The sequence below is a fragment of the Streptomyces sp. NPDC056361 genome, from assembly GCF_042262805.1.
Classification (GTDB): Bacteria; Actinomycetota; Actinomycetes; order Streptomycetales; family Streptomycetaceae; genus Streptomyces.
On the sequence record NZ_JBHJQI010000076.1, the window covers coordinates 26722 to 37572 of the forward strand.

The 10851-nt window shown below is 73.5% G+C and carries 10 protein-coding genes; 5 read left to right on the plus strand and 5 right to left on the minus strand.

Going from position 1 to position 10851, the window contains the following annotated elements; translation table 11 throughout:
• Nucleotides 1–73 precede the first annotated feature (73 nt).
• The 4 genes from ACFCY7_RS23965 (at nt 74) to ACFCY7_RS23980 (ending at nt 4758) form a co-directional block, all read left to right on the plus strand.
• A complete protein-coding gene (locus ACFCY7_RS23965; protein WP_376488086.1) occupies nt 74–439 on the plus strand; it encodes a hypothetical protein in 366 nt (121 codons plus the stop codon).
• A 144-nt stretch (nt 440–583) separates the two neighbouring features.
• A complete protein-coding gene (locus ACFCY7_RS23970; protein ID WP_376488087.1) occupies nt 584–1381 on the plus strand; it encodes a VOC family protein in 798 nt (265 codons plus the stop codon).
• A 184-nt stretch (nt 1382–1565) separates the two neighbouring features.
• Nucleotides 1566–3128 (plus strand): FadD3 family acyl-CoA ligase, encoded by a 1563-nt coding sequence (locus ACFCY7_RS23975; RefSeq protein WP_376488088.1) that lies wholly within the window; start codon nt 1566–1568, stop codon nt 3126–3128.
• A 16-nt stretch (nt 3129–3144) separates the two neighbouring features.
• Nucleotides 3145–4758 carry a flavin-containing monooxygenase gene (locus ACFCY7_RS23980; RefSeq protein WP_376488089.1) on the plus strand — a complete coding sequence of 538 codons (1614 nt, stop codon included), beginning with the start codon at nt 3145–3147 and terminating at the stop codon, nt 4756–4758.
• Between the two features lie 90 nt (nt 4759–4848).
• Here the strand turns inward: ACFCY7_RS23980 and ACFCY7_RS23985 are convergent, their stop codons facing one another.
• Nucleotides 4849–5712 carry a LysR family transcriptional regulator gene (locus tag ACFCY7_RS23985; protein ID WP_376488090.1) on the minus strand — a complete coding sequence of 288 codons (864 nt, stop codon included), beginning with the start codon at nt 5710–5712 and terminating at the stop codon, nt 4849–4851.
• A 92-nt stretch (nt 5713–5804) separates the two neighbouring features.
• On the opposite strand from ACFCY7_RS23985, the gene ACFCY7_RS23990 reads away from it, so the two are divergent.
• Complete coding sequence (locus ACFCY7_RS23990; RefSeq protein WP_376488091.1) at nt 5805–6542, plus strand: SDR family oxidoreductase; 738 nt, start codon at nt 5805–5807, stop codon at nt 6540–6542.
• A gap of 22 nt (nt 6543–6564) precedes the next feature.
• Here ACFCY7_RS23990 and ACFCY7_RS23995 read toward each other — a convergent pair whose 3' ends face one another.
• From ACFCY7_RS23995 to ACFCY7_RS24010, 4 genes are read right to left on the minus strand one after another with little or no spacing between them, the layout of a single operon-like run.
• The gene (locus ACFCY7_RS23995) at nt 6565–7479 is read right to left on the minus strand and encodes an alpha/beta hydrolase (RefSeq protein WP_376488092.1); all 915 of its coding nucleotides are present in this window, start codon (nt 7477–7479) and stop codon (nt 6565–6567) included.
• Nucleotides 7476–8240 (minus strand): glucose 1-dehydrogenase, encoded by a 765-nt coding sequence (locus tag ACFCY7_RS24000; protein ID WP_376488093.1) that lies wholly within the window; start codon nt 8238–8240, stop codon nt 7476–7478. Before ACFCY7_RS24000 ends, ACFCY7_RS23995 begins: the two co-directional genes overlap by 4 nt.
• A complete protein-coding gene (locus ACFCY7_RS24005) occupies nt 8240–9064 on the minus strand; it encodes a glucose 1-dehydrogenase (RefSeq protein WP_376488094.1) in 825 nt (274 codons plus the stop codon). Before ACFCY7_RS24005 ends, ACFCY7_RS24000 begins: the two co-directional genes overlap by 1 nt.
• A 38-nt stretch (nt 9065–9102) precedes the next feature.
• A complete protein-coding gene (locus ACFCY7_RS24010; protein WP_376488095.1) occupies nt 9103–10782 on the minus strand; it encodes an FAD-dependent oxidoreductase in 1680 nt (559 codons plus the stop codon).
• Nucleotides 10783–10851 lie beyond the last annotated feature (69 nt).

Consider the following 10851-nt stretch of genomic DNA (forward strand, 5'->3'; position numbering starts at 1 on the left):
GTCGACACCTATCCCTGGGCGGAGGACGACACGCTGCCCGCGGCCCTGCTCGCCCGCATCGACGCCTGGGACGATGCCCGGACAGCCGAAGGCGGCCGCGACGCCCCCCCTCTACCAGGGCGCCCTCTCGATCCCGCCCGGCTGGCGGGTCGGCGGCCATCCCAGCTGGGCGTCGACCGGCCCGATGGACATCGCGTGCGCGTCCTGCGCGGCCCCGATGCGACTCCTCCTGACGGCCGCGGGCGAGGAGACGGACGCCGACTCGCACACCTGGATGCCGCTGGAGGACCGCGATCCGTCCCTGACGGGCATGGCCTCGATCCGGGGCGGCGAGTCCGTCACCCGTCCCACCCGGCTCCGCTTCGGCCGTGACCGGGACCTCCACGTCTTCACCTGCCCGACCGACCCGGGACACCCGCCCCGGTGGGTGCTCTCCTGAGGCGGTTCGGGCCCCGTGGCGGCGGAAGCCGGTCGCCGCCCGTCGGCGGGGATCGCACCGCCCGCGGGCGAAGGCGGCCGAGGGGCGGGCTGCCATCGCCGATGGCAGCCTGGGCCCGTACGGGATCTGCGAAAGGGAACACCCATGATCACCACCGATTTCGTCCCGGGCTCCCCCTGCTGGCTGGACCTCGGCGCCCCCGACGTCCCCGCGGCCGCGGCCTTCTACGGCGCCGTCCTCGACTGGACCTACGAACCCATGACCGGCGGCGGCGAGGACATGGGAGGCGGCATGTTCCGCAAGGACGGCAAGATCGTCGCCGGCCTGGGCAAACTCACCGAACCCGGCGCCCGCTCCGCCTGGATGATCTACTACAGCGTCACCGACGCGGACGCCACGACGGAGGCCGTGGAACGCGGCGGCGGCACCGTCCGCGTCCCGCCCACCGATCTCGACGAATGGGGCCGAATGGCCCAGTACAGCGACCCCCTCGGCGGCCAGTTCGCCGTCTGGCAACCCGGCACGAACAAGGGCGTCGACCTCGTGGACGCCCCGGGCGCCCTCTCCTGGACCGAGCTCTACACGACCGACGCCGCAGCCGCCCGCGACTTCTACGGCAGCGTCTTCGGCTGGCAGTACTCTGACATGGACATGCCTGGCGGCGGCACCTACACCCTCATCACCCCCGCCGGCCTCCCCCCGGAGCGCATGCAGGGCGGCCTCATGCAGCTCCCCTCCGAACACCTCTCCCTCGCCGACGGCCGCCCCTACTGGCACCCCGTCTTCGACGTCCCCGACTGCGACGCCGCCATCGCCAAGGTCACCGACCACGGCGGCAGCATCCAAATGGGCCCCGACGACGCCGAGGACGTGGGCCGCCTCGCCGTCTGCCTCGACCCCTCCAAGGCCGACTTCGTCGTCCTGACGCCGACCCCGAAGTAGCCGAGGGCACGACCCCCTCGTTCCCGCACCCCGGGTCGCACGACCGGGCGTGGGCGCGCACCTTCCCGGTGAGCGGGAACCGCGGCCTGCGTCCGGGGGCGTCGGCTGTCAGGCTCCGGGGTGTCGTGGGTCGGGTGGCCGTGTCTCGGTGAGGGGCGGGGCTGTGGGGAGGGTGGGTGGGGTCGTGAGGGGCGCGGGGACGGTGGCGGGGCTCGTGGACTGGGCGGCGGAGAGGTACGGGGAGGAGGAGGCGCTGGTCTTCGGTGGGGAGCGGTGGTCGTTCGGGGGGCTGCGGGAGCGGGTGGACCGGGCGGCGCGGGCGGTGATGGCGCAGGGGGTGGGGGCGGGGGACGCGGTGGCGGTGTGGGCGCCGAACAGTGCCCGGTGGGTGGTGGCGGCGCTGGGGGTGGTGGCGGCGGGTGGGGTGCTGGTGCCGGTGAACACCCGCTACAAGGCGGCGGAGGCCGCTGACATCCTGCGGAGGTCGCGGGCACGGCTGCTCTTCACGGAGCACGACTTCCTGGGGACGGACTACCGGGCGCTGCTCGCGGACTCGGGTGAGGAACTGCCGCTGCTGGAGCGGACGGTGGGGTTGCACGCGGCGGATTGGGCGCGGTTCCTCTCGGGTGGGGACGGGGTGACCGGTGCGGAGCGGGTGGCGCGGTCCGCGGGGGTGCGACCCGACGACACCGCCGACGTGCTGTTCACGTCGGGGACGTCGGGCCGGCCGAAGGGGGTGCCCGCGACACACGGGCAGAACCTGCGGGTGTACGACGCCTGGGCGCGTACGGTCACGCTGCGGCGCGGCGATCGGTACCTGCTGGTCAACCCGTTCTTCCACACCTTCGGTTACAAGGCCGGGGTGCTCGCCTGTCTGCTGCGCGGGGCGACGATCGTGCCGGAGAGGGTGTTCGACGCGGAGGCCGTGCTCGGGCGGATGCAGGACGAGCGGATCTCCGTGCTGACCGGTGCGCCGACGGTCTTCACGTCGCTCGTGCGGCATCCCGGGCGTGAGGCGTACGACCTGACGTCGATGCGGATGGCGGTCACGGGTGCGGCGAACATCCCCACGACGCTCATCGAGGAGATCAGGACGTGCCTCGGGGCGCGGAGCGTCAGTACCGCGTACGGGCTGACGGAGTCGACGGGCGTGGTCGCGATCTGCCCTCCGCACGAGTCGCCGGCGACGCTGGCGCGCACGTCCGGGACGGCCCTGGAGGGTACGGAGCTGCGGGTCGACGCTCCGCCCGGGGAGCCCGGGGAGATCCTGACCCGGGGCTATCACGTGATGCGCGGCTATCTCGACGACCCCGACGGCCCCGGCGACGCCGATGCCGGCGCGCAGGCCGTCGACGCGGACGGCTGGCTGCGCACGGGGGACGTGGGCGTGCTCGACGGGCGCGGGTTCCTGCGGATCACCGACCGGCTGAAGGACATGTTCGTGGTGGGCGGCTTCAACGTGTACCCGGCGGAGGTGGAGCAGGTGCTGCGCGGCCACCCGGCGGTCGTGGACGTCGCGGTCGTGGGCGCGCCGGACGTGCGGCTCGGGGAGGTCGGCGTCGCGTACTGCGTGCCGGCGGCCGGGGTTCCGTTCGACGCGGCGGAGCTGACCGCGTACACGCGGGAGCGGCTGGCCAACTTCAAGGTGCCGCGGGCCTTCCGCTCCGTGCCGGCGCTGCCGCGCAACGCGGCGGGCAAGGTCGACAAGAACGCGCTGCGGCGGCCGGCGCGCGACACCACCATCTGACGAGGAGAGTCCGAACGTGAACGACAGCATCACCGAGTACGTCGACGTCGTGGTCGTCGGAGCGGGTGTCACCGGTCTCTACGCCGTGCACAGGCTGCGCGGTCTCGGCCTGCGCGTGCGGGGCTTCGAGCGGGGCGACGACGTGGGCGGCGTCTGGTACTGGAACCGCTACCCGGGCGCCCGCTGCGACGTGGAGTCCGTGGACTACTCGTACTCCTTCGACGAGGAGCTGCAGCAGGAGTGGGACTGGAGCGAGAAGTACGCCACCCAGCCGGAGATCATGGGTTATCTGCGCCATGTCGCCGACCGCTTCGACCTGCGCCGCAGTTACGCCTTCTCGACCTCGGTGACTTCGGCCGAGCTGGACGAGGAGACGCTGCGGTGGACGGTCCGCACCGACCGCGGCGAGGTGGTGGCGGCCAGGTTCTGCGTGTTCGCCGTCGGCTGCCTCTCCAGTACGCACGTGCCGGACATCGCGGGGGCCGGGGAGTTCGGCGGCGCCACGTACCACACGGGTGCCTGGCCCGCCGAGGGCGTGGACTTCGGCGGGCTGCGCGTCGGCGTGATCGGCACCGGGTCCTCCGGCATCCAGGCGATCCCGCTGATCGCGGAGCAGGCGGCCCACCTCACGGTCTTCCAGCGGAGCGCGAACTTCAGCGTTCCGGCGGGCAACGCGCCGCTGGACGAGGAGACGCGCCGACTCCAGAAGGCCGGCTACCCCGAGCGGCGGCGCCTCGCGCGGCTCAGCGGCGGCGGCTCGCCCCACGTGGCGCACCCGTCGGCGACGTTCGCCGTGTCCGCCGACGAGCGGCGGGCGGCGTTCGAGGAGCGGTGGGAGCTCGGCGGCGTCCTGTACTCCAAGACGTTCCCCGACCAGCTCACGGACCGCGCGGCGAACGACGCGGCGCGCGCGTTCTGGGAGGGGAAGGTCCGCGCGCTCATCGAGGATCCGGCCGTCGCCGACCTGATGGTGCCGACGGACCACCCGATCGGCACGAAGCGGATCGTCACGGACTCGCACTACTACGAGACGTTCAACCGCGACGACGTGCGCCTGGTGAGCCTGCGGGAGAACGCGATCGAGCGGATCGACGCCGCCGGGATCGTGCTGGCCGACGGCACCCGGGTGGAGTTGGACGCGCTCGTGTTCGCGACCGGGTTCGACGCGATGACCGGGGCCGTCGACCGGGTGGACGTCCGGGGGCGCGGCGGCCGGAGGCTGAAGGACGTGTGGGGCGGGGGTCCCCGCACCTATCTGGGCCTGGGCGTCGACGGTTTTCCCAACCTGTTCAACCTCACCGGGGCCGGCAGCCCGTCCGTGATGGCCAACGTCGTGCTCTGCGCCGAGCAGCACGGCGACTGGCTCGCCGACTGTCTGCGTCATCTGGACGAACGGGGCTACCGTGCGATCGAGGCGAGCGAGGAGGCCGTCGAGGAGTGGGTCGCGCAGTGCCGCGACCGGGCGGCGGCCACGCTGTTCCCTGCCGCGGACTCCTGGTACCTGGGGGCCAACATCCCCGGGAAGCCACGGGTGTTCATGCCGTTCATCGGTGGCTTCGGGGTGTACGGGGAGATCATCGCGGACGTGGCGGCCTCGGGGTACAAGGGGTTCGCGCTGATACGCGACTGAGGCAGGGCCCGTGCGGGGCCGCCGCGGTCTCGTACGGGCCGGCGGTCTCGTACGGGGTCCCGTGTGGTGGCCGATGGGGGCAGGACCCGGTCATAGCCGTGCGGCCGTGCGGACCAGGCCCGCCAGGGCGAGGGAGCGGCTGTGCGCGGGCCAGGCGATGTGGGTCACGACGGGAGGCGCGTCGGTCAAGGGGACGGCCGTGTGCTCGGCCCACAGCCAGGAGCGGGCGGAGTCGGGGACGACCGCCACGGTGCGTCCGAGGGCGATCAGCTGGGCCAGTTGCGTCTGGTTGCGGATCTCGGGGCCCGGGCCGGGTGCGTAGGTGCCGTGGGTCGGCCAGCGGGCGAGCGGCAGGTCGGGGACGTCCCTGACATCGGCCAGGGACAAGGTCTCGCGGGCGGCGAGGGGGTGACCGGCAGGCAGGACGGCGACCTGTCCCTCGGTCGTCAGTGCCTCGCTGTCGAACCCGGCGAGGGAGTTCCACGGCGTGTGCATGAGTGCGACATCGGCGCGTCCGTCGCGCAGCAGCACTTCCTGCTCGGAGATGCCGCACGGCAGCACCTCGATCTCGGCACTGCCGGGCTCGGCAGCGTAGGCGTCGAGAAGCTTCCGCAGCAGTTCGTGCGACGCGGCGGCCTTCACCGCAAGGACCAGCCGACCGCGGGGGCCGCCGGGGCCGTCGGCACCGCCGGCGCGCCGGGTGCGGCGAGCAGCGGCAGCGGTCGCGTCGAGGGCCGCCCGGCCCTCGTGCAGCAGCACCTCTCCGGCGCCGGTCAGGCGGACACCACGGCGGTTGCGCTGCAGCAGGCAGACCCCGAGGCGCCGTTCGAGCTGCTGGATCGCCCGCGACAGCGGTGGCTGGGTCATGCCGAGGCGCTCGGCGGCGCGCCCGAAGTGCTGTTCCTCGGCGACGGCCACGAAGTACCTCAACTCGCGGGTCTCCAGGGTGTCCACGGCCGCAGCATACGCGGTGATACCCGGCAGGTATGACAGGGCACCGTATCGGTGTTGGCCGTGCCACTCGTCCGCGAGCCAACATCATCGGCATGAGCGAAACGATGATCGCGCTGGTGACCGGCGCGAACAAGGGCATCGGGTACGAGATCGCGGCCGGGCTGGGCAGCCTCGGGTACCGCGTGGGCGTGGGAGCCCGTGACGCGGCCCGACGCGAAACCGCCGTCGGGAAGCTGCGCGCCGGCGGCGTGGACGCGTTCGGGGTACCGCTGGACGTGACCGACGACCAGAGCGTCACTGATGCCGCGGAACTGATCGAACGGCTGGCCGGGCGCCTGGACGCCCTGGTCAACAATGCCGGCGTCTCGGGCGAGATGGACCCGGGGTGGCTGCAGGACCCGACCGCGCTCGACTTGGAGGTGCTCCGCACGGTCGTGGACACCAACGTCATGGGTGTCGTCCGGGTCACCAACGCGATGCTGCCCCTGCTGCGGCGCTCGGCCTCGCCACGCATCGTCAACGTCTCCAGCAGCGTCGGTTCCCTGACCCGGCAAGCGGACCCGGACATCGAGATCGGCCCGATCATGGCGGCCTACGCGCCGTCGAAGTCGTTCCTCAACGCCCTCACCGTGCAGTACGCCCGGCAGTTCGCGGGTACGAACATCCTGATCAACGCCGCCTGCCCGGGCCTCGTCGCGACCGACTTCACAGGCTTCCAAGGGGCCCGCACCCCTGAACAGGGCGCGTCCACACCGATCCGGCTCGCCACGCTGCCCGACGGCGGCCCGACCGGTTCGTTCTTCGAGGACGACGGCGTCGTCCCCTGGTGATCGCACTCGCGCGTCGTGGGGGTCAGCCGGTGGCGAGGGCGGCGCGCAGGGCGGCGAAGGCGGTGTCGCGGGCCTCGGCCGCGGCGGGCAGGGCGCCCGCCATGGAGAGGAAGCCGTGGAACATGCCGGGGTGGTGGTGGGCCTCGACCGGTACGCCCGCCGCGGCGAGGGCGTCGGCGTACGCGAGGCCGTCGTCGCGGAGGGGATCGAAGCCGACGGTGACGATCTGGGCCGGTGGGAGCCCGGACAGGTCGGCGCCGGCCAGCGGAGCCGCGTAGGGACTGGTGCGCGCCGCCGGGTCGGGCAGGTAACCGTCCCAGTACCAGCGCAGGTGGTCGGAGGTGAGGAAGTAGCCGTGGGCGTTCTCCCGGTGCGAAGGGCGGGACCGGGTGGGGTCGAGCATCGGGTAGTAGAGCGCCTGGCAGGCGATCGAGGGGCCGCCGCGGTCGCGGGAGAGCAGGGTGAGGACGGTGGCGAGGTTGGCGCCCGCGCTGTCCCCGGCGACGGCGATCCGCCGGCCCGGGTAGGCCGCCGCCGCCCACAGCAGGGCCGTGTAGGCGTCCTCGGGGGCGGCGGGGAAGGGGTGCTCGGGGGCGCGGCGGTAGTCGACGGAGACGACGACTGCCTCGGTGGCGCGGGCCAGGGAGCGGCAGAACTCGTCGTGGCTGTCGAGGTCGCAGAGGACGAAGCCGCCCCCGTGACAGAACACGATCACGGGCGCGGTCTCGTGGACACCGGGGTCGTAGACGCGTACGGGCACGCCGTCGGCGTCCTCGTCCGCGACGCGCGCGACGGGGGGCGGTGGGACGGCGGGGCGGGGGCGGGCGGCGAAGAAGGCGCGCACCTCGGCGATGTCCGTCATCTCCGTGGCGAGCGGGGGGAAGCCGGCGGTGGCCAGGTCGATGACGGCCTGCACCTCGGGGTCGGGTCGGTTCACGTGTCGGCTCCTTTCGGGTCGAGGAGGGGCATGCGGCCCGCCGACGCGCCGCCGTCCACGGCGAGTTCGGCGCCGGACAGGTAGGAGGAGTCGTCGGAGGCGAGGAAGGCGACGAGCCGGGCGACCTCCTCGGGCTCGCCGACCCGGCCGAGCGGGGCGCCCGCGTGCTCCTTGGTCGCCAGGTGGGCGGTCATCGCCGTGGCGATGGCGCCCGGGTGGACGGAGTTGACCCGGATGCCGTCCGGGCCGAGTTCGAGGGCGGCCGTTCTGGTGAGGCCGCGCAGTCCCCATTTCGCGGCCCCGTACGCGCCGTGCCCCCAGATGCCTTGGAGGCCGGCCTGGGAGGAGATGTTGACGATGGATCCTCCGCCGCCGTCCCGCATCGCACCGGCGACGGCGCGCACGCCGAGGAAGGGACCGATCAGGTTGACGCGGAGGATGGCCTCCAGGCGGGCCGGGTCCTCCTCGGCGATGGGTGAGGTGGAGTAGATCGCGGCGTTGTTGACGAGGACGTCGAGCCGGCCGAAGGCGTCCAGGGCGGCGGCCACGGCGGCCGTCCAGGAGTGTTCGTCGGTCACGTCGTGGCGTACGAAGCGGGCGGCGGCGCCGAGGGAGGCGGCCGTCGCCGCCCCCTCCTGTTCCAGGACGTCGGTGAGGACGACCTTCGCCCCGAGGGCGGCGAACAGGCGGGCCTCGGCCTCGCCCATGCCGCGTGCCGCGCCGGTGACCAGCGCGACCTTTCCTGTCAGGTCGACGGGCATCAGGGGTTCTCCTCGACGGGTCGCAGGGTCGGGCCGGTCGTCCAGCCGCCGTCGACGGCCAGTTCGGCGCCGGTGACGTACGAGGCGGCGTCCGAGAGCAGGAAGGCGACCGCCCACGCGATCTCCCGCGGCTCGCCGACCCGCCCCATCGGTGTGTCCGGGTACCCTCCCTCGCCCCGTTCGATGCCCAGGTGGGCGGTCATCGGGGTAGGGATCATGCCCGGGTGTACGGAGTTCACGCGGATCCGGTCGGCGCCGAGCTCCACCGCGCCGAGCTTGGTGAGCCCCCGCACGCCCCACTTGGCCGCGCCGTAGCCGGCGGTCCTGGCCAGGCCCATGAGGCCGGCGGCGGAGGAGATGTTGACGATGGATCCGCCGCCGCTCTCCCGCATCGCCGGGATCACGGCCCGCATGCCGAGGAAGACGCCGGTGAGGTCGACGTCGAGGACCCGCCGGAACGCCTCGGCCGTCTGCTCCTCCAGGAGGTGGGAACCGCCGGAGATCCCGGCGTTGTTGACCAGGCCGTCCACCCGGCCGAAGGCGGCGGCCGTGAAGTCGACGACGGCGCGCCAGTCGTCCTCGGAGGTGACGTCGTGGCGGACGAACCGGGCGCGGTCGCCCAGCCCGTCCGCCGTGGTGCGGCCCTCCTCCTCCCGTACGTCGGTGAGGACGACCCGGGCGCCGGACGCGACGGCGACCCTGGCGGCCTCCGCGCCGATCCCGCGTGCTCCGCCGGTGACGATCACGGTCCTGCCCCGCAGGTCCGCCGGTGGGCGGGGCACCGGGCCCGGGTGGAGCGGGTGGTCGGCCGGAGGGCGGCTCACTTCGCCTCGGCGGAGCCCGTGAGGCGCCGGTGGGCGGCTCACTTCGCCTCGGCGGAGCGCGTACGGGCGATGTGGCCGGCCGCGAGCCAGCCGAAGGTCATGGCGGGGCCGATGGTCGCGCCGGGGCCGGGGTAGGTCTCGCCCATGACGGCGGACGAGACGTTGCCGGAGGCGTACAGGCCGTCGATGGGGGTGCCGTCCTCGCGCAGCACGCGGGAGGTGGCGTCGGTGACGAGGCCGCCCTTGGTGCCGATGTCGCCGGGGTGGACGGGGATCGCGTAGTACGGGCCCTTCTCCAGCGGCGCCAGGTTGGGGTTGGGCAGCGTCGGGTCGCCGTAGTAGCGGTCGTAGACGCTCTCGCCGCGGTGGAAGTCGGCGTCGCGGCCGGCGCGGGCGAAGCCGTTGAAGCGGTCCACGGTGGCCCGCAGCCGCCGCGGGGCGACGCCGATGCCGGCGGCCAGCTCCTCGACGGTCGCGGCCTTCTTGACGAAGCCGCTCTCCAGCCACGGCCTGGGGAACGCCTGGCCCGGGAAGAGGCCCATGAAGAGGTAGCGGGACTTGGAGGTGGCGTCGAGGATCAGCCAGGACGGTACGGTGCTCGCCTCCGGCCGGTCCGCGGCGTACATGGCGTCGACGAACTCGTGGTACGGAGCGGCCTCGTTGGCGTACCGCTCCCCCGCCCCGTCGACGATCACCATGCCGGGGATCCCGCGGTCGGCGACGAGGAAGAACGGCCTCCCCTCGGGAGGCACCACCGAGGGGGCGCCCCAGACCCGGTCCATCAGGTCGGTCGCGGCGCCGAGGGCCACGGCCGGCTCCAGGGCGTCGCCGGTCTGGCCGTCGGACGCGGAGCTCCACGCGGACGAGGTGGGCGCCGGCAGGTACTTCTCGCGGAGCCGCTGGTCGTGGGAGAAGCCTCCGGAGGCGAGGACGACGCCGCCCTTGGCCCGGACGGTGAGGTCGCGGCCGTCCCTGGTGATCCGGACGCCGGTGACCCTGCCGTTCTCGTCGACCAGTCCGGTCAGCGGTGCGGAGAGCCACAGTTCGGCGCCGAGGGTGTCGAGCGAGTGCCGCATGCGGGCGATCAGCGCCTCGCCGAGCGAGAGCGGCTCGCGGCCGGAGAGGCGGGCCCTGACCGCCCGGGCGCCGACCTTGACGGCGGTGCGGCGGCCGGCCCAGGTGCGGCCCACCATGTTCAGCTGCCGGAAGTCCTTGGAGGTGATGGTGAGGCCGTAGGTGGGCAGCCCGGCACGTCGCATGGTGGCGCGCTGCTCGGGGCCGAGTCTCCTGAAGTCGAAGACCTGCGGCTCCACGGAGCGGCCCTGCGGGTAGCCGCCGAGCCGCTCGGGGTAGTAGTCGGAGTAGCCGGGGGTGTAGACGAACCTCACGGCCGTGCGGTCGTGGAACTCCCGTACCATCCGCGGTCCGTGGGTGACGTAGGCGTCCTTGCGTGCGGCGGGGACGCGGTCGCCGACGGTGGCGTCCAGGTAGGCGCGGGCCTTCTCGGGGGTGTCGCCGAGCCCGGCGGCGTCCAGGTGGAAGTTGCCCGGGACCCAGATCGCGCCACCGGACAGGGCCGTCGAGCCGCCGTAGACGTCGGTCTTCTCCACCACCAGGGCGGTCAGTCCGCGCAGCCGGGCGGTGAGGGCCGCGGCCATGCCGGCGGCGCCGGAGCCGACGACCACCACGTCGTACGTGTGGTCCCACTGGTCGTTCATCGCGTTCTCCTGATCGTGTCGGACGGGCCCTGGCTGGGTCGACGGCCGGGGCGGGCCGTCCCCCGCCCT